Here is a 20,604-nt window from a genome sequence, read left to right as displayed (position 1 = left end):
TTGCATATTGTCACGGCTTATCAATTGCCATATTGATACCATTGCATATAAGATAACCATTGGATTTTTACCTATTTTCAAAAGGTTATGACAATGAACGATATAACAGCGGGTGCTTTTTTCTCGTTTACATTAGCCATACTGCTTCTTTTTGCCGGTAAGGGCGCTTTAGCAAGGGTGAACGTATTAAGACAGTACAGTATTCCTGAGCCCGTTATCGGTGGTTTTCTGTGCGCTATGACCGTTGCGACTCTCTATTTTGTTTTTGACATAAAAATCACCTTTGATGTCAAAGTCAGAGACATTTTATTGCTGTATTTCTTTGCCGCTATGGGATTAAACGCCGATATAAAATCACTGTTAAATGGCGGTAAGCCTTTGCTCATTTTGGTGTGTCTTGCCGCTTTTTATATCATGCTGCAAAACAGCATTGGTATGTCGGTGGCGGCCGCCTTTGGTATGGATCCCAAAGCAGGATTAATGTCAGGTTCAGTGTCGTTGATTGGTGGCATTGGCACCACATTAGCTTGGGCGCCTACGTTTGTTGATACCCTTGGTATAAACAATGCTATGGAGTTAGGTATTGCTAGCAACACCATAGGCTTGATCTTCGCCTGTGTGGTGGGTGGCCCTATCGCCCAACATTTAATGAAAAAACATTCCCTTTCTGGTAACAACGAACAAACATTAGATATTGGACAGAGCTACTCTCAACCCTCGGAAATGGTCGACAGTTATAGCCTGTTATTTGCATGGTTACGTTTAAACTGGGCATTGATGTTAGGATACGGCATTAACTTAGGCTTAGAGCATGTTGGCATTGAGTTACCGCTTTTCGTCTCTTGCTTGATGGCGGGTATCCTATTAGGTAACCGACTCTATACCATTGTTCCTAAACAAAAAGTAGAAGGAAGCGATCGCGGTTTATCTATCATTTCGGATATATGCCTTGGCTTGTTTATTGTGATGGCGCTTATGGATTTAAAAATCTGGGAGCTAAGTGGCTTAATGGGCTACTTATCGGTTGTGATGAGCTTACAAATTGTCGTTTCTGTGCTGTTTGCGGTATTTATTGTGTATCGATTAATGGGTAAAAATTATGAGTCTGCCGTAATATGTTCCGGCTTTGGTGGCATCACTTTAGGCTCAACAGCTACCGCAATTGCCAATATGTCAGCGGTCACCAAACAGCATGGTGCTGCTCACCAAGCCTTTATCGTTGTGCCACTAGTGTGCGGCTTTTTTGTGGATATTTTAAACGCCATTGCTATCAACTTTTTTATCTCTCTATAAACACGGAAAGGGCCACAGTTCTACCTTGAACTCTGGCCCTCTATTATGCAAAGGGAAGATTTAATACCATATAGGGACCCTCTCTTGTTGCAAGAGGCAATTATGATACTCCTGCTTTTTTGTGCTGAGTTACCCTGAGTTCACCGTAATATTGGTACTACTTGAAATCACAATCCCTAGCTTTTTCATTCGGCTTCTTAGTGTATGCGGATTAATATCAAGCGCCTCTGCTGCACCATTAGCGCCTTGTATCCTGCCATTGCACAGCTCCAGTACTTTGATAATATGCTGGCGGTTCACTTCCTCTAAAGTCGCTAAAGTGGTCTCCACTGGTAACACCTGCCTCGAAATAGGGGTCAATGCTTGTTGCTCTTTTCGCGTCTTCTCCGGTAAGTGGAATCGAAGCTCACTACCTCGACAACGGATCACCGACCGCTCTACCACATTAGAGAGTTCACGAATATTTCCTGCCCAGCGATGTTGTTGTAAGCGCTCTATCTCACCCACCGCTAATGTCATGGGTGGCAAATTTAATTTACGGCAGTTTTGATACACAAAAAAATCCACAAACAGAGGAATGTCATCAAGGCGGTCACGTAATGGTGGAATAAGGATGGGGAATACACACAATCGATAATACAAGTCCCGTCTAAAACGGCCATCTTCCACCATTTCTTCTAACGATTCATTGGTGGCCGCAATCACCCTCACGTTAACCTGGATAGTTTCACTCCCCCCTACTCGTTCCAATTCGCCATTTTGTAACACTCTTAATAACCGAACTTGTGCCCCTTTTGATAATTCCCCTACTTCATCTAAAAAGATGGTGCCATTATGAGCTCGCTCAAAACGTCCAGCACTTTGCTTTATCGCCCCAGTAAACGACCCTTTTTCATGGCCGAACAGTTCGCTATCTAGCAACTCCTCAGGGATGGCACCGCAATTCACTTTAATAAAAGGCTGATCACTACGTTGCGAGCGCTGTTGAATTAGGCTGGCTATCACATCTTTACCTACCCCTGTTTCTCCTAAAATTAATACTGGGGCGGAGGTTTCAGACACCTCTTCAACGCGAGACATCACGAACTTCAGTCCGCCGTGCTCACCAATCACCTTAATAGCGTGGTTATCTATGACTTGATGCTTAAGCTGACGGTTTTCGTTAAGCAGTTTATCGTGCATCAAAAGTAGGGTTTTATGTTTGATGCTATTGGACACCGCAATACCAAATGGCGAATTTAACGCAGCAAACCATTGTGCATTCTTTGCGATAAAGCGACCACGACCTCGGGACAATAAAGCAATATCACAGATGCGCTGCTCACTCACTGTTACTCGAGTGATCATATGTGAGTATGTCTGTGCACCATATATAGGTTGTAAATGCTGCTCTACTAATGCACTAACAGGGTCGCTTTCAGCGTCATTGATTATCTTGGTACTTTGCGCGTGTTCCCAACGGGTAATGTAGCGCTCATCTTCTGGTATAGGGATTAATATATTGCAAAATTGCCCGCTATTGGCATCGGCAGTGGCGTAAATTCTCAACGAGCATAGAGATTCATCCCATAAATGAACAGAGATCACATCGCATGGCATGACAGTTTTTAAAAAAGAAGCGCATTGTGCTAACCCTTCTTCTATATTAAGGGAGCCTGTGAGGGCTTCTATTGCATGTCTGTAAAAATAATTTTTATCCATAGGGTTCGGTTTTTCTTATGTTTATTGTAATTATTCCCGAATATAAGCACCAAACGGGTGTTCTTTATTTAATCAGGCAATATCTCTACTTAAATATGATGTAAGTCTCAATATTTCAGACAATGAAAGTTGCAAATACAAACCTAAGATTGAAACGTTTGAATACGCTTATTTCTCCGCCTTAATCCCTAAAGTATAACTGTGGTATAGGATATATCAGCACTAAATATCCACCAAGTTGGATATATCACAGTGTGATATTGAGTGCCTATATCTGAATTGATTTTAATCAAGTTTGTGTTATTTATCACAGCGACTCATATCGCATATATTATGCTTAAATGTTGGCATGGAAGTTGCTCATATATAAGTAATATATACGTGGAGTACGCCAATAATGAAAATAACAAGTATCGCTACCGATAAACAATTTAAAATTATGTTGTTTGGTCTAGCGCAGACTCTTAAGTTACTCGCCCTAAAAGACCGAAAATTTAAGTCACTACTAGAAGAAAAGAATTTTTCCGCTTCTATCTGTATCAGAACCGAAGATATCGGCCGAACTTTCACTTTACATAACGGCAAAGTGAGTTCTGTTGGCAAAAAGGATCTTTCCGCTGATGTGGTTATGGTTTTTGATACCACTGACGACGCGATGAAAGTCATGGTCCCTTGGCGAGATTACCAAGAAGTCGTCGATATCATGAAACTGTTTAAGATGGATGCAACAGGTGACGAAGAGTTAGTGGTTCATTTAACCAAAATTCTTGGCAGCATCGTCGATAACCAAGTGAAATATGGCACGAAAATGCCCGACGGCACCATGCGTTATGTGAATAACACTAATGGTGGCCCTGTTTTTGTGTATGTGAAAGATGACAAAATCATTCGCATCACCCCTATTGAACTGGCTGATGAAGATCCTGATCCTTGGACGATTCGCGCTCGTGGACAAGAATTTACCCCAGGTAGAAAAGTCACCGTTAGCCCTCACACCCAAGGTATTAAGTCCACCATCTATTCCAAAGATCGCATTCTTTACCCAATGAAGCGTGTGGACTTCGACCCTTATGGAGAAAGAAACCCGCAAAATCGTGGTATTTCTGGTTATGAACGCATCAGTTGGGAAGAAGCCACGGATATCGTAGCCAATGAAATTTCACGAGTGAAAACCGAGTATGGTCCAGGGGCAATTATGAATGGCTCGGGTTCACACCATACTTGGGGCAATTTAGGTTACTGGCTATCGGCAAGACCTCGCTTTTTTAATGCCATTGGCACCTCTTATGTTGTGCATAACCCTGACAGCTGGGAAGGATTTTACTGGGGGGCGATGCACCATTGGGGGAACTCAATTCGTCTAGGTGCTCCTGATACCTATTCCACGGTAGAAGATGCCCTGAAAAACTGTGAAATGATCGTTTTTTGGTCTAGTGACCCTGAGTCTACCAGTGGCGTATACGGCGCGATGGAAGGCACTCAGCGCCGTCTTTGGGCGAAACAATTGGGTATTGAATTTGTTCACGTTGACCCATTTTTTAACCATACCGCCGCTTTATTAGGTGGTAAATGGATAGGCAGTAATCCTGGCACCAGTAACGCCATGGCGTTAGCCATCGCTTATGTGTGGATGGAAGAAGGCTTATACGACAAAGATTTTGTCGAAGACAAAACCGAAGGGTTTGCACAATGGAAAGAGTACGTTTTAGGTAATGAAGATGGCGTCCCTAAAACTCCAGAATGGCAAGAAAGCGAAACGGGAGTACCGGCTCATGATGTACGCGCCCTTGCGCGGCGTTGGGGTAGCAAACGCACCTATCTTGCAGCAGGTGGTATCCAAGGGTTTGGCTCAGCTTGTCGAAGCGCAACGGGTGCTGAGTGGGCTCGTTCTATGGTGTGCTTAATGGCTATGCAAGGCATAGGTAAACCGGGTGTGAATATGGGTTGCTTGCAACAAGGCACACCGGTAGATACTCGCTTCTTCTTCCCCGGTTATTCTGAAGGCGGTTTATCGGGAGACTATGAAGGAACAGGGCTTGGTGTCAACATGTATCAACGTATGCCACAAGTGCTCACCATGAATACAGTAGCGCAAAAGGTGCCACGTCTACGTATCCCTGAGGCCATTATTGACGGAAAAACGTCTGGCTATTTCACCGATACAAAGTCCATTGAAGGGCAATTTTCTGAGTTTAAGTACCCCGCTCCCGGTTATGCTCCTATCAAGATGTACTACAAATATGGTGGTTCCCACTTTGGTACTATGAGTGACAGTAACCGTTATGCGCATATGTATCGCAGTGAAAATCTCGATGTCGTTGTAAACCAATCAATTTGGATGGAAGGTGAAGCACATTTTGCCGATATTATTCTGCCCGCTTGTACTAACTTTGAACGTTGGGATATTGGTGAATTTGCCAACTGTGGCGGTTATATTCACCATTGCTACACCCAAACTAATCACCGCGTGATTACCATTCAGCACAAGTGTATTGAACCTTTAGGTGAATCTAAGTCTGATTATGAAATATTCAAAATAATTGCCACTAAAATCGGGCTCGGCGCGTACTACTCTGAAGCCTCATCTGAGCTTGAGTGGGCTAAGCGCCTGTTCTATGGCACGGATCTTCCGAAAAAAGTGTCGTGGAAAAACTTCCTCAAAAAAGGCTATTACATCGTTCCACCACCAAAAGAAGAAGACCGCGATCCTGTGTCATGGAATTGGTATTACGAAGGGCGTAAAAAAGATGTGCCTGAGATGAACCCATTGCCTTCTGGCTATAAAGAGGACTTCAAAAAAGGGCTGCAAACACAAAGTGGTAAAATTGAGTTTGTGTGTAATAGCCTGAAACGTTTTGACGCCAATGATCCTGAGCGTCCAATAATGACTAAGTATATCCCTTCTTGGGAAGGTCCTCATTCTGGTGAGCTGTATGAAAAATACCCACTACAAATGATCTCTCCACACAGCCGTTATAGCTTCCATACCATGATGGATGGTAAAGATTCACATATTAACGACATCCTCGATCACCGTGTAGAAATTGATGGGTATTACTACTGGATCATCCGCATCAATGAGCAAGATGCTCAGTCTCGTGGTATTAGTCACAATCAAATAGTCGAAGTCTTTAATGACCGTGGTTCGGTTCTTTGCGCCGCCCATTTAACTCAGCGAGTACCTAAAGGTACCGTCCACTCTTATGAGTCATCGGCCTTGTACGAGCCGATTGGTGAACCAGGAAAATCACCCGATAGAGGTGGCTCAGTCAATGTGCTGACACCAAGTCGACCAATCATTAAAAAATCTCACTCTACGGCATGTAACTCATGCCTTGTAAATATCCGTGTTTGGGAGGGCGAATAATATGTCTAAATGGAATCTAATTGTCGATGTAGAGCGTTGTGAAAATTGCAATAACTGTTTTCTAGCCGATAAAGATGAATACTGTGGTAACGACTTCCCAGGTTATACAGCAGAGCAACCTCGTCACGGTCATCGCTGGATTGATATTAAGCGCCGTGAACGCGGTAGTGGCTCTCTTATTGATGTGGCCTACATGCCGACTATGTGTAATCAATGCCAAGATCCCACTTGTGTGAAGATGGCGCAAAATGGAGAAATTTACCAACGTGAAGACGGTATCGTTATTATCGACCCAATTAAAGCAAAAGGAGCGAAACGACTTGTTAAATCATGTCCTTATGGACATATTTGGTGGAATGAAGAGTTAGAACTGCCGCAAAAATGGTTCTTTGATGCCCACCTACTTGATAGTGGCTGGAAAGAACCACGTTGCGTACAATCTTGCGCTACAGGTGCATTAACTTCAATCAAAATTGATGATGACAAAATGGCAGATAAAGCGAAACAAGAAAACTTAGAAGTGTTAGAGCCTGAACATAATACTAAACCACGTATTTGGTATAAGAACCTTTACCGCTTTAATAGCGAACATATTGCAGGATCAGTGGTCGTCAATACCAATGGCATTGTGGATTGTGCAGAAGGGGCCACGGTGACGTTATATTGTGATGGTACTAAAGTGGCAGAGCAAACGACTGACTTCTTTGGTGATTTTAAGTTTGATGAACTGGCCGCCAACTCCGGCAGTTACCAGCTAGAAATTACATTCAATGAGCATGCTTACAAGCATACCCTTGAATTAACGCAGAGCATCAACTTAGGGGCGTTACTGGTCAACGCCTAACCTCCCTCTTCTAAAGACCACAGTATGCGACTACTGTGGTCTTTTTTATTGCACCGTCTATTATCTACCCTGACTTTCCCATCCCAATGATGGCCTTGCCTCTCACGCCTTTATTACCCTCTCTTTGTAAAAATAAGACGCTCTACTTAAGCTCATACTGGAATTTTTTCATTATTATACTAATCACACTAAGTAAGTGATCAGAAATAGCGCAAGAAAGGTATGACGCTAACAGCGCTATAATGCTCCCCTTACCCTTGCTGTTCATCTTTCATCATAGACAGGGCGAGGATCGCAAGAATAAGGACCACCACGAACGCAAAGCAGTGACCATTTAACCCACAGCCTTAATAGCAACAGACCGTTTGATGAGGAAAATAAGGTCTTTTGGCTTTGGCTTAAACGATCCTACCAGCCATCTCGTCAGTCATAAAAAATGGCACATAGAGATAGCGGCAATAGGTCAGGAAAACATTAAATAGAGGTGGCTAACTAAGGGGGAGTTAATGCTGAAACAAGGCTTATTTAGGTTAAAATTAGCTTAATTCCAGATAAAAATAGTATGCCATAACATAAGTTATACATGACTTTTTGATCAATCTTATCTAATAGGTACACCCCCATCTTCACACCAATAGGCGCTAAAGGCATAAGAACTAAAGAGGTCAGCAGATTTTGCGTATTAAAGCCCCCTAATAAAGAGTAAGGAACCAACTTAATTAAGTTCATTAAGCAGAAAAACAGCGCCAATGTCCCCATTAGTTGTCTTTTCGGAAAACCTTTTGGATAGATGTAGATACTGATTGGTGCACCACCAGAATGTATAGCTGTGCTCGCGACCCCTGATAAAACGCACATGACTCTCGCCATCGTATTTGAAAGACACTTAACCTTATGAGTTAAAAAGTAATTTATTGAAAAAGCCAATGATAACAGACCAATGAAAATCGCAATAAAGGATTCATCAAGCATCCCCATAAATAACGATGCGAGAACAATACCTAGCACGGCAGGTGGCAACATAAATTTAATTTCGCTCATCAAAACATTTCGTCTATGCTCACTCACGGCGAATAAATCCATAACACACAAAATAGGAAGTAATATAGAAGCGGCTGTTTGAGGTGATACAACAAAACACATAATTGGCACTGAAATTACCCCTAAAGCGCCACCAAAGCCTCCCTTGGCAATACCATAAATTAATACTGCAGGAATGGCCACCATATAAAAATACACATCAGTTATCATATAAACACCCACTATATTCTCCATGATGACACACCTATACAATATTTATTTACTTGTTGATTTTACTAAAAGTCAAGAATGATGCATTCTTTTGCGGATATTTTGAAGGGGTTTAAATCTTAATTTTTGAGTTACTTAATGAATAAAGATGAAGTGTTAACACACTCCATCTTTACTTGGTAAATAAATCACACATCATTTAAATGGTTTCCCTATTCATCATATATATCGTGAGAATAGGGAATCAATAGCATTATTGTTAGTCGTTTTTATTTTCTTCGTTGTCCACTTCACAATGTTTAGCATAACGCATTGCAAACATATAGAACACAACACCAAATCCAATAACGCCGGCCATCCATATTTTGGTAAAAGCATCTAAGTCCATTATTTAGCCTCTTCTTTTTTAGCGATAATTTTAGAGATTAGGGTAAATAAAACTACAATCCCCATGATGGTTCCAAATGCGGTCAGGAATAACTCTAAAGCTAGATTCATTATACATTCCCCTGTTGAGGTTTAAGATTGATAGATTCTTTTTGTTTCTGCTCTTTAAAGAAAGCAGGTCTAGAGTGTTTCACTAGCAAATTACCTATGACGGTTGTCAGTAGTGCAACAATTGCAACAATGTGAGCATTTTCTAATACCGATAAACCAAGTGAGTGTTTGATGTCGGTGAAAGACCATGCCAAGTTCACAGCCCAAGAGGACATCACTACCATGTTTGCGACCATTAAATTGCGCTTCCAGAATAGACCGGCAACAATAATGAAGAAGAAAGGTACTAACCAAGCGAATAACCAAGTGATACCTAGAATCACATTTGGTTGTAGGAACAATGTCATGCTCGCTGCAATCAAACCGATGATGATAATAACTTTACGAATCAGATTTTGTTCTTGTTTTGCAGTTAAACCACCTTTCACATTTGCACCGATGATATCTTTGGCAAATATCGTTGCTGGCGCCAATGCTGACATAGCAAAGGTTGATAGGATTGCGCCTAAGAAACCTGCTTGCAGTAATATCACAAGCCAAGTTGGTAATAATTCTACAATTAATGTTGCACCAGCCAATTTAGGTCCAAGTTCTGCAAACTCAGGAATCGTTGCAGCAGCTAAGCCAACCAATACTGGGAATACACCGAACAAACCGTTAATCGGTGCCGCAATCCATAATGAACGTTTAATGATTTTTTCATTCTTCGCCGACATTGCAGACTGCATACCCTGTTGGTTCACCGATTGAGAGAAAACCACAGAGAAGATAGCCACTAGAGCGAAGCCAACTAAAAGATCGGGTGTTGCTAAAATTGAAAGTTTGAACTCTTCTCCACTATCAACATAATGCTGACTAACACCTTCCCAACCACCAGGCAGTACGAACGCAAGATAGATGCCCGCTATAATAATAGAGCCGTACATCACAACCGCATTCACTAAGTTAACCCACATGGTTTGCTTAATGCCGCCCATTGTTACATAAGCGGTACCAAGTGCAGCACCTAAAACAGCCGACCAACCTAGAGACCATCCTGACATTGCAGAGATACCTATACCTAGCGCTTGAGTCTCTAAGGTGACTAGACCAAACACAACCATAGCACCCACACAGGCGGTATAAGTTCGTAATTGCTTGTTATAAAGTTTGCCTATAAGTTCTGGTATGGTTGCACAGCCAATTCGGCGAATCCAACGACCCGTCCCCACACAAATGACACAAATTAAAATGGTATGAGCAAAACAGAACCACAGTGCTACAGCCCCAAGTACAAATGACATTTCCATTAGGCCATATACGTGAGCTGAACCTAAATAGGTAATTGCAAGGGTAACTGAAAACATGGCTATACCAGTATCGCGTCCACCAAGAGCCATATCAGTGACTTGGTTCGTTTGTTTCTCTTTCCACTTCAAATAAATGCCAATGCCACCGATTACGATTGCATTATATAACAGTACAACAAGCAGTATATTACTCATATTTACCTCTAATAATTTGTAGGGATATATAGTCTAAAAAATCATTATCAATAGTTTAGATTTATTGTTATTTGAGTAAATAATACGTTGGATATTAAATTAAAAAATTGAAGTCGCTCACTACAAATTTATTATTAAATTGCATAAAAAGGAACAGCTTTCCCACAGATGAAGAACGTAATTTAGTTACACAAATTACTCAAATACTTTCAGTTTTTCTCTATGATTTGACAATAAATGTTCTTTAAATGCACTTACCGTACTCGTCATAAAACGTTGCGGTGGATAGTACAAATTTAAGAACCAATCGTCCGTCTCATATTCAGTTAATAACTCAATTAATTGACCACTACGAATGTATTTCTTCACTAGGAACTCAGGTAAATATGCGACCCCTGCCCCATTTAACACTCCAGTGGTGATCATTTTGGCATCGGACAGTTCAATAGTTTTATTGACCGTGATTATTTGAGCTTCATTGCCTTTTTTGAACACCCAGTGATTCTTACCACTGAGTGACTTGGAGTATAAACAACGCAGCTCCGTCAAATCTTCTGGGACCAAAGGTTCACTGTTGTAGCGGATAAACTCAGGTGAAGCCACTACGACAAATCGCTCCGACAACAAGTTTCGACGCACCAGGTTTAGTGCTTCTTCTTTAGCAATGGCCGAACCAGCAATGGCTGAAATAATAAAGTCATTATCTTTATGCTGCTCTAAACCCCTTGGAGAGATAGTCATTTGAATATTTACCATTGGATTTTCTCTAACAAATTCAGAGATTAATGGTAAAATTACATTTTCAGCGTACACCGGACTACTACAGATTCGAACGGTACCGCGCTTCTCTTGTGTGAACTGCGTCAATTCATTTTTCAATATCTGCATATCAGAACTAATGTGCTTAAATGTATTGTATAAATGCTCACCGGCTTCCGTTATACGGTTCACTTTATCATTACGTCGATATAAGGATACATTGAGTTCAGACTCTAGATCGGAGAGCCATCGAGAACCTGTGGAGGTTGAAATGTTCATGACTTCAGATGCTTTAGTCATCGAGCACGCTTCGACTAACACAGTAAAAAACATCATTTGCGCAACCAATTGTGGTTCAACTGGTTCGTAAGAGGCCGGTAAGATATTGGTTGCTTCAGTCATTTTATGCTTACATATCGAAAATTTATGCCTTCGAATTTAGACTTAAAACATTCACATTACAACAATATTACAGAATTCTGTGATGATACTTTCATATTGAACATGTAATATAAGACGAACTTAACAAGTTGACTTTAATCATTGGCTTAACCACTCATTTCACTAACTGCTACCTATGTTTTACTACCTAAAAAAGTGTGACGCATGCTGTCATTAACTCGATTCATATACCTAATTTGTATATTAAAAATTTAGCTTTTTAATGTAAGCATTAGTTAACTAAATTAAGACTATCTACGTTGATATTAATAACAAAAAAAGAGGCTCAATAATGAGCCTCAAATATGATGGAACTATATTTTTATTTTATTTAAATTCATTTACACCTATTATTTATACTCTTTCCAAGAAGGGAAGTTCGCTTTATTCAGATTTAAAATTTGACGAGTTTCATCTGGCGTTGCTATTTCTAAGTCATTCAGTCTTAGCATCTCTTTAGTGCGCTCAACAAACTCAACGTTTGATTTAGCTAATTGACCACGACGGAAGAGTACATTGTCTTCCATACCAACACGTAGATGACCGCCAAGGGCAATAACCGCATTAATCATTGGTAGGTGATTACGACCAATACCAAGTGCGCCCCATGTAAAGCTCGTACCCCAGAAGCGACGAACTTCATCTAGCATTTGCAGTAAAATATGCACTTCTGCAGGTGACCCACCAGCTGCACCTAGTACAAACTGGAAGTGAGGAGCGGTGAATGGGTTAGCAATTTCTTCAGTGCCTTCTTCGCGCTTAGCGTTAGCTTTGTTAATTTGGTCACGGTAGAATTTTACGTTGTGGATCATACCGATATCAAAAATTTCTATTTCTGGAGTCACGTTATGTTTTGGCATTTCCACCAATAGTTTACTTAGGAAGCGTGGGCTATTTTCAAAGATAACCGAATGCATCCAGTTCATAGTACCCGCATCACAAGTGGCGATTTCAGGGCGCAACTCTTGGAATGGCAGCATACGAACTTCATCTGTTGCGGTAAGATCACCTGAAGTGGTTAGGTTCAAAACGATGTCACATTTTGCTTCACGGACCAGACCAACAACTTCACGGAACTTAGCGATATCCATTGAAGAGTTTGTTTCATCATCACGAACATGGATGTGGGCAATTGATGCACCAGCGGCATGACAGGCGATGATTTCATCTGCTTGCTCACGTGGTGTTAGCGGTACATATTCAGATTGCTCTTTTTTAGGAAAAGCACCAGTACAAGCGACAGTTAGGATACGTTTATTTGCTAGAGACATAATGAAACCTCTTTATTATTGTTTAGGTAGGGATACTTCCCGTAATTTGCTTTAATAGCCCTGCCACTATGGACAGGGCATTTGAATATTTGGTTATTTATTCGCGTCGTATGTGGTCAAAAACCGATTAGGCGTTTTCGTTTTCCACTACTAATGCCACACCTTGACCACCACCAATACACAGTGTTGCCAGACCAAAACGCTCATTACGTTTGGTGAGTTCATGCACTAGCGTAACTAGAATACGCGCGCCACTTGCACCGATAGGATGACCGATAGCAATTGCGCCGCCATTGACGTTGGTAATGGCAGGGTCAAGATCCAAGCCTTTTACAACAGATAACGCTTGAGAAGCAAAAGCCTCATTGGCTTCAACCAGGTTAAGGTCTCTGACTTCGATGCCGGCTTTACGCAATGCTTTTTCAGAAGCAGGTACAGGTGCATAGCCCATCACTTCAGGATCAACCCCTGCGGCTCCTTGAGAGCGAATGGTCACCATTGGCGTTAAACCCAATTGGGTGGCTTTTTCTTTGCTCATTAGCACGACGGCTGCCGCGCCATCATTAAGACCAGACGCATTCGCCGCCGTTACTGTGCCACCTTTTTTAAAGGCTGGACGAGGCTTGCTGATCGTTTCAATAGTGGCGCCAAAACGTGGAAACTCATCGGTATCAACCACAGTGTCGCCACGGCGAGAAGTGATCGTGTGCGGCGCAATTTCATCTTTAAATCGGCCAGCGGTGATGGCCGCCTCTGCACGATTTTGCGATTGAACGGCATAAGCATCTTGCTCTTCACGAGAAATATGGTACTTGCTGGCTAAGTTTTCGGCAGTAATGCCCATATGGAAATCACCAAACGCATCCACTAGGCCATCATTAAGCATGATATCGGTAAGCTGAGAGTGACCCATTTTGGTCCCCGTGCGGTGTGAATCAAGGATATGCACTGTGTTAGACATTGACTCAGTACCCCCCGCCACTACGACTTCTGCTTCACCTGTTTGAATTTGCAGCACGGCATCCATGACAGCTTTCAGGCCCGAACCACAGACCATTGACACAACATTGGCTGTGGCTTCATCAGGGATACCCGCATTTTTGGCCACTTGACGAGCAGGGTTTTGTCCCAGTCCTGCCGATAACACGTTACCAAAAATAACGTTATCCACTTGTTGTGGTTTTACCTTCGCCGACTGCAGAGCCGCTTTTACTGCCGTCACACCAAGATCGATAGGAGAAACGTTTGTGAACGCTCCCAAGTAAGAGCCAATGGCTGTGCGTTTTGCACTTACAATTACTACATCTTTCATATGATTACCTTTGCTTCAATTTTGTTTATTGCTGCTGTATTCACAGTACGTATTATTATTTTTTTAACTGCCGACGTTTTTTAAAGCGTCATAGATATTGATTCTATTTATGGATATAAATATCTATGAATCCTATTTACTTTGTGTAGGCTAGCGGTGGGATCCGCCAGCCTATTTTTTATTTAAATCAGAGGATTAGTGATCACCGTATGGGTAGATACGATCTTCACACTCAACCACTTGGTCAGCATCAATCACAGCCATTAAGCGCGTCATTGAGCCATCACCACAGTAAAGGTTTAATGGCGCACCAACGATATCAAAACGGCGTCCTTTAACTTTCTCAACTTGACCGCCAACGTTTTCCCAACCCACTTTACCGTTACCTAACAGCAGCTTATGGCAAGGTTCCCAAGTACCGTTGGACAAACCTTTCTCTTCAACCATGCCGTAAAGGTCGCGGTATGCCGCTTCACCGTGGATCTCCTTGTACATATCACGGTCAAAGTGTGCATATTCAGCCTCACCAAATTTTTCGATGTACTCTTTTTTCAGTGGGTAACCTGAGTAACCTTCAAGGTTCATAGACAGTCTTCCCGCTGATTTTTCACCAATTGAAGTATGCAGAGGGTGGTCTAGTGCTTGTTGATCAACACCGAGTGCTTTGATGTCATGCTTCATACACCAGTGACCAACAGAAGCGCCGACACCAGTGGCGTAGTGGTAATATTGCTTGCTGTCATCCCACAATTTGCACATACCAGTGTAAATAATGACGATCATGTCTTTTAGATCTGCAAACTCAAGACCTTCAACAGCTTCTACCGCTGCATCCATGTCTTCGGCCTTAATTAACGACCACTGAGGAAGATGAGACAGATCAAGACAAACCGCTTTACCACAGTAAGATTCCAGTTCCATTTCATGAGTGTAACGAGCACGGCGGCCGTCAAATTCAGTTTCAATTACGTGACGAGGAGAATCCGCATGAGTACCACAGTGCATTGGCATCTTAAAGAATTGAGTCAATACGCCAGATTTAGCTAGACCATGAGCACGAGTGATCTCAGGTTGAGGGAAATACGGCCACTGTGGAGACTGAGAGCCGATTGGGTGAGATAGATCGATAAGTACTTTGCCTTCAAAAATAGATGTCATGATAGTTACCTTCAAATTGTCGTCAGAGTCGGCTTGCTCTTACAAATCAACCAAATATGATTTTGGCAAGCCGTTGGTGTTGTGTATGCCAAGGATTAAGCTTCTAGCTCTTTCTCGCGGCGGTATTTAGTTTGGTCGATAAGGTACTTAAATAAGTTGGTCTTCGACTGCGCGGCTTGCTCAGGAGTCCAAGCCTGGAAGCCCTGCCCTGTTGCAAAGCCACTTTTCCCAGACTCCACTAACTCAGTCAGCTTTTTGCTTGGCTCTGTACCTGAGTAAAGATGTTCAAACATGTATTTATGAATGTTCAAACTCAACTCAGTGGACACCATGTCAGCATTTTCAAACGGTGCCAGTTGTGGTACTCGGAAACCAAATGAGTTTTTAATGCAGTCATCAATGGTTTTCGGGTCCGCAATGCCTTCGTCAAGCATGTAGAACGCTTCACGCCATAATGCATGTTGTAGACGGTTGGCTAAGAAGCCAGGAACATCTTTCATACACTTAGCCGGGGCCTTACCACAGTCTTCTAGCATGTCGAAACAAGCTTGGAATATCGACTCGTCCGTATCTTCTGTACGAATCACTTCCACAAGAGGGATAAGGACCGCTGGATTCCAAAAGTGCATACCCACTACACGCTCTTTTTTCTCCACAACTTGGGCAATTTCAGTAATAGACTTGACTGATGTGCCCGAGGCAAAAATACAATCTGGACGTGCGTATTTCTCCATTTCTATGAAAGTGGCGTGTTTTACTTCCATCACTTCAGGCACAGACTCAAAAATGAGATCGGCATTTTCATAGGCCTCTATAGCGTCAGCTGTGATGTTGATTCTGTCTAAAATTTGTGGTTTTTGGCTCTCTTGTAACAGGCCTTCTTTAATGAACATGTCTAATTGACCGCTCATATCTTCAACAGCGGTACATTTGGCCACGTTGCGCGTTTTAATCGTCACATTACGGCCACCCGCAGCAAAGATTTGCGCAATACCCACGCCCATCATTCCTGAGCCACCAACAATGGTAATATTCTTAATATCTTGATGATTCATAGTCATTTCCTACCCTGCAGTGCAGCCGCCATCCACATAGATGATTTGGCCATTAATGAAATTTGAAGCGGGTGCTGACAAGAAAAGAACCAAACCAATCATGTCACTTGTTTCTGCCACGCGCCCCATAGGAAGACGCGCTAAGAAAGGCGCAATACGCGCAGGGTCTTCACAGATTTCTTGGGTCAATGGCGATTTAACCAATGTCGGTGCAATCGCATTCACGTTAATGGTGAAATTATTTTTCGCCCCTTTTAATGACCACTCAGTAGACAACTGCTTGGTTAGGCTATCCACGGCCGCTTTTGATGCTGCGTATGCACTGTAACCATCAGGGTGACCACAGAATCCACGTACTGAAGAAGTGTTGACAATTTTGCCGTGTCCTTGCTTCATGAAGTACTGACCAAAAATTTGGCAAGGAACGAGCGTGCCAGTTACGTTCACGTTCATGACTTGATTGAACTTGTCCGTTGGCATTTCTTCTGCTGGAGCACGGAAAGCCATGCCTGCGTTGTTAACTAAAATATCAATACGTCCAAAGCGGAAATCCACTTCATCTACCAACTCTTGAACACGTTGCGGGTCGGTAACATCGGAAGTGATTGCCACACATTCACCACCCACTTCACGTACAGAAGCCACGGTTTCTTCAAGGGTTTGCATATTACGAGCCGTTACCACTACTTTTGCACCGTGCAGTGCAAAGGCTTGTGCGTACGCTGCGCCAAGGGTGCCATTACCACCGGTAATGACGGCTACTTTGCCTTTTAAATCGAAAATATTTTGAGCAAATTCATTGCTCCAGGTTTTGGTCATCGCCATGTGCGCTTTCCTTTATATCTTTTAGTTAAATTTGATATTTCGTTTGCCATCAACCGTTACGAGGTTGAAACCGTCACTAGTACTGTTGAGGTAACGTTGGTCTTGTTAAGCACCTTGCGACCTTCATTAGGCAAAATGGCAATGGAGTCCCCTTCACCTAAAGTGAACTCTTGATCGTTGGCATCAATAACGGTGATTTCACCGCTTACTACAAAGTAGGTTTTTTCAAATTGAGCGCCAAATGTGCCCGCTTCGTACTGCATTTCGGCGCCACCATTAGGTAGGAAATGTGACAATCCCTGCCAAAATTTAGTGATACCACTTTCTGCACCTTGCAGCTTTAACGCGACCATGCCGTGGTGTGCCGGTGGGTTGTATGGATTGACATCAGTCAGACTAATTTGCTTCATTGTTATGCTCCGAACGTTACAACGTTTTCTGAAATAATTAATTCTGTTGCTGTTTTACTAATGACTTCTTCAATACTGCTGTGAGGGGCAACTTCTTTAAGTAGCAAGCCCTCTTTCACCACTTCTATCACTGCCAAATCAGTAATGATGAGGTTCACCTGTCCCTTTGCAGTCAGAGGTAAGGTACATTCATTTAATAACTTGCTTTCACCATGTTTATTGCAATGATCCATCATGATAATGACGCGCTTCGCACCACTAACTAGATCCATTGCGCCACCCATTCCAGCTACTAATTTATTAGGGATCATGTAGTTAGCTAGGTTTCCATGTCTATCTACTTCCATGGCGCCAAGTACAGTTGCGTCCACATGGCCACCACGAATCAGTGTAAAAGAGAGGCTAGAGTCAAAGTACGACGCTCCTTCAATGGCTGTTTTTGGAGAGCCTCCCGCATCCGTTAACTGCCAATCTTCTTCACCTTCATTTGGCGAACCTGCAATGCCTACCATTCCATTTTCTGACTGGAAAATGACATGTTTATCCGGGTCAACAAACCCTGCAACTAGAGTGGGCATACCGATACCAAGGTTGACCAAATCACCTGTATGTAATTCTTGAGCCACACGTTGCGCGACAAGGTTTCTCATTTGCTTTTTATCCATGTCGATTACTCCACTATGTAGTCAATTAATACGGATGGGGTGGTGAAGGACTCTTCGAGGTAGACTCCCGCTTCGACTATTTCGTCTGGTTCGACCAATACCAAATCTGCGGCGGTTGCCATTACGGGATTAAAATTTTGCGTGGTTTTGTTGTAGAGCGTATTGCCGTAAACATCACACGTAGAGGCTTTAAGTAATGACACATCTGCGTGACGAGGTAATTCCAGTAAGAATTCTTGGTCGTTAATTTCAATAATGCGCTTACCTTCTTGAACCAGTGTGCCGACACCTGTTTGTGTCAGTACGCCACCAAGACCGGAACCTGCAGCGCGAATTTGCTCAACTAAAGTGCCTTGAGGTACCAATTCAACATCCATCTCCCCTGCATTCATTTTGTCGCCTGCACTGCGATTTAAACCAATGTGAGACGCTATCAGTTTGCTGACTTTACCTGCCTCAATAAGCTTACCGACGCCACGACCTGGCAGGCCTGCATCGTTACAGATTATCGTTAAATCAGTGACTGGGCTTGCAACAATGGCATCAATAATTTTCTCTGGTGACCCTACTGTCATAAAACCACCAACCATTACCGTCATACCATCTTTTACTTTGGCTGCAGCATCTTCTGGGAATAAAACTGTTTTTATTAGCATGATACCTCTCGCTTTCGTCTCTATGGACGCTGTGTCTTTCGTTGCTAGAGATATTACGCTTGTCGTTATTTCGCGAGAACCGCATGAATGGGAAGGACCGTTACAACCAAGGGAAAGAAAAACTGACCAAGGTCAAAAACTCGACAGATTCGAGGATCAAATCACAGTTTACAGCACTAATTTTGCAGATATAGGATGGCACATTGCACAGGTGAGAGATATTTGAAATTCGGCCGTAGAAGCTGTGAAGTAGATCAATGCATTTGCAATGACTGTAATGGACTAAATGATGGTTTTTGATGATGAAAAATGCCATTCAACGAATTTTGCAGCATTTACACTCGACAATAGTGACGATAATCACACTGATTTGACGCCAAAGAACCCCCACACTCATAGACTTAAATCGGGCATATGGCCATGAGCTGGCAAAATAAGGGGCGTTACTCTTTCAATAGACACTGGCCAAGGCGCAGTGTCGCGGCGACGTTACGTGCCGTATTGACCAAATTACGTTCCGCCTCACTCAGTACTTGCTCTAACTCTTGAGGGGAACGCACGCTGCCAAACACACTGTGCATGACGCTATATAACAGATCCACATCTTCTCCTAAACTGCCCGCGATAGCGATACATGGCACTGCCAATTGCTGCGCACGCTTAGCGATGCCAAAAGGTGCTTTGCCTTGCAAGGTTTGATTATCCATTTGCCCCTCACCTGTGATGAGTAAATGGGCATCTTTTAATATTTGGTCGGCATTAAGTGTATCTAATACCATATCAATGCCCACTTTTAACTGCATATCAAAGGCCAAACTTAACCCTAACGGTGCCCCCCCTGCAGCGCCATAGCTTGTGGAGTGTCTATGATTCATACCACTATGTTGAGCGGCAATATCCGCAAAGTGACCCAGAGCGGCATCAAGTATGTGGATCTGTTGCGCTGTTGCCCCTTTTTGAGGACCAAATATGGCAGCAGCCCCTTGTGGGCCACATAAAGGATTACTGACATCACAGGCGACGATAAACTCCACCTCTTTACATCTAGGATGAAGCTGGGTTAAGTCCATATGGCTTAGGGTCATTAACTGCGCGCCACCTGCCGATATTTCGTCCCCCTCTACATTGAATAGTTTACCTCCTAGAGCCTGCAGTATCCCAGCGCCAGCATCATTGGTCGCACTGCCACCTAAACCCAGAACTATCTTCTCAACACCGGCATCTAACGCCGCTTTTATTAATAAGCCCGTGCCAAAAGAGGAGGTTAACAACGGCGCCCTTTGTGCGGCGCTGAGTCGAGCCAACCCTGAGGCTTGCGCCAGTTCGATTAAGGCACACTCTCTTGTCACTCCTTTTTTATGCTGGCTAAATTGCCCCCAATAGGCCTGACAAGAATGTCCTAATGCGTCGGTTGTCTCTATCTCATTTTTAAAGCCATTTAACGCACTGAGTAACACATCTACGGTGCCCTCACCGCCATCGGCTAATGGCAGTGTCACGTACTCGGCCTGCGGATAAACTTGCCGAAACCCTTGTTCAATACAATGGGCAACCGCACCAGCATTAAGTGATCCTTTAAAAGAATCCGGCGCAATGACAATTTTCATATGCTAC

General features: G+C 42.9%; 17 protein-coding genes. 3 read left to right on the top strand and 14 right to left on the bottom strand.

All coding sequences use genetic code 11. The annotated features are described in order from the left end of the window. Nucleotides 1–93: 93 nt before the first annotated feature. Nucleotides 94–1,293: a sodium/glutamate symporter gene (gltS, locus tag OCU56_RS05490; protein ID WP_261874525.1), complete on the top strand. Its 1,200-nt coding sequence runs from the start codon at nt 94–96 to the stop codon at nt 1,291–1,293. A 129-nt stretch (nt 1,294–1,422) separates the two neighbouring features. On the opposite strand, the gene OCU56_RS05485 is transcribed toward gltS, so the two are convergent. Further along, nucleotides 1,423–2,994 (bottom strand): sigma-54 interaction domain-containing protein, encoded by a 1,572-nt coding sequence (locus OCU56_RS05485; RefSeq protein ID WP_261874524.1) that lies wholly within the window; start codon nt 2,992–2,994, stop codon nt 1,423–1,425. Nucleotides 2,995–3,391: 397 nt separating this feature from the next. Here OCU56_RS05485 and OCU56_RS05480 point away from each other — a divergent pair, with 397 nt between their 5' ends. Next, nucleotides 3,392–6,361 carry a molybdopterin-dependent oxidoreductase gene (locus OCU56_RS05480; protein WP_261874523.1) on the top strand — a complete coding sequence of 990 codons (2,970 nt, stop codon included), beginning with the start codon at nt 3,392–3,394 and terminating at the stop codon, nt 6,359–6,361. Between the two features lies 1 nt (nt 6,362). Further along, nucleotides 6,363–7,205 carry a 4Fe-4S dicluster domain-containing protein gene (locus tag OCU56_RS05475; protein ID WP_261874522.1) on the top strand — a complete coding sequence of 281 codons (843 nt, stop codon included), beginning with the start codon at nt 6,363–6,365 and terminating at the stop codon, nt 7,203–7,205. A gap of 525 nt (nt 7,206–7,730) precedes the next feature. Here the strand turns inward: OCU56_RS05475 and OCU56_RS05470 are convergent. The 13 genes from OCU56_RS05470 to OCU56_RS05410 form a co-directional block, all read right to left on the bottom strand. Continuing rightward, complete coding sequence (locus tag OCU56_RS05470; RefSeq protein ID WP_261874521.1) at nt 7,731–8,480, bottom strand: sulfite exporter TauE/SafE family protein; 750 nt, start codon at nt 8,478–8,480, stop codon at nt 7,731–7,733. Between the two features lie 235 nt (nt 8,481–8,715). Then, nucleotides 8,716–8,844 (bottom strand): hypothetical protein, encoded by a 129-nt coding sequence (locus tag OCU56_RS05465; protein ID WP_261874520.1) that lies wholly within the window; start codon nt 8,842–8,844, stop codon nt 8,716–8,718. Nucleotides 8,845–8,953: 109 nt separating this feature from the next. After that, entirely contained in the window at nt 8,954–10,438 is a 1,485-nt protein-coding gene (locus tag OCU56_RS05460) for a sodium:solute symporter family protein (protein WP_261874519.1), read from the bottom strand. Nucleotides 10,439–10,633: 195 nt separating this feature from the next. Further along, complete coding sequence (locus OCU56_RS05455) at nt 10,634–11,599, bottom strand: LysR family transcriptional regulator (RefSeq protein ID WP_261874518.1); 966 nt, start codon at nt 11,597–11,599, stop codon at nt 10,634–10,636. Nucleotides 11,600–11,988: 389 nt separating this feature from the next. Beyond that, complete coding sequence (locus OCU56_RS05450) at nt 11,989–12,909, bottom strand: BKACE family enzyme (protein WP_261874517.1); 921 nt, start codon at nt 12,907–12,909, stop codon at nt 11,989–11,991. Between the two features lie 127 nt (nt 12,910–13,036). Continuing rightward, nucleotides 13,037–14,221: an acetyl-CoA C-acetyltransferase gene (locus OCU56_RS05445; protein WP_261874516.1), complete on the bottom strand. Its 1,185-nt coding sequence runs from the start codon at nt 14,219–14,221 to the stop codon at nt 13,037–13,039. 195 nt (nt 14,222–14,416) lie between these two features. Continuing rightward, the gene (locus OCU56_RS05440) at nt 14,417–15,379 is read right to left on the bottom strand and encodes a cyclase family protein (protein ID WP_261874515.1); all 963 of its coding nucleotides are present in this window, start codon (nt 15,377–15,379) and stop codon (nt 14,417–14,419) included. 95 nt (nt 15,380–15,474) lie between these two features. Then, a complete protein-coding gene (locus OCU56_RS05435) occupies nt 15,475–16,434 on the bottom strand; it encodes a 3-hydroxyacyl-CoA dehydrogenase family protein (protein WP_261874514.1) in 960 nt (319 codons plus the stop codon). Nucleotides 16,435–16,443: 9 nt separating this feature from the next. Continuing rightward, nucleotides 16,444–17,259, bottom strand: coding sequence for an SDR family NAD(P)-dependent oxidoreductase (locus tag OCU56_RS05430; protein ID WP_261874513.1), 816 nt, complete (start codon nt 17,257–17,259; stop codon nt 16,444–16,446). A gap of 56 nt (nt 17,260–17,315) precedes the next feature. Then, nucleotides 17,316–17,669 carry a cupin domain-containing protein gene (locus tag OCU56_RS05425; protein WP_261874512.1) on the bottom strand — a complete coding sequence of 118 codons (354 nt, stop codon included), beginning with the start codon at nt 17,667–17,669 and terminating at the stop codon, nt 17,316–17,318. 2 nt (nt 17,670–17,671) lie between these two features. Then, nucleotides 17,672–18,334 carry a 3-oxoacid CoA-transferase subunit B gene (locus OCU56_RS05420; protein WP_261874511.1) on the bottom strand — a complete coding sequence of 221 codons (663 nt, stop codon included), beginning with the start codon at nt 18,332–18,334 and terminating at the stop codon, nt 17,672–17,674. A gap of 5 nt (nt 18,335–18,339) precedes the next feature. Next, a complete protein-coding gene (locus tag OCU56_RS05415; RefSeq protein ID WP_261874510.1) occupies nt 18,340–18,990 on the bottom strand; it encodes a CoA transferase subunit A in 651 nt (216 codons plus the stop codon). Nucleotides 18,991–19,433: 443 nt separating this feature from the next. After that, complete coding sequence (locus OCU56_RS05410) at nt 19,434–20,597, bottom strand: glycerate kinase (protein WP_261874509.1); 1,164 nt, start codon at nt 20,595–20,597, stop codon at nt 19,434–19,436. Nucleotides 20,598–20,604 lie beyond the last annotated feature (7 nt).

Origin of the sequence: Vibrio rarus (assembly GCF_024347075.1) — a bacterium.
GTDB lineage: Bacteria > Pseudomonadota > Gammaproteobacteria > Enterobacterales > Vibrionaceae > Vibrio > Vibrio rarus.
Note: the sequence above shows the minus strand (reverse complement) of the source record. Positions and strands in the feature narration are given on the sequence as shown.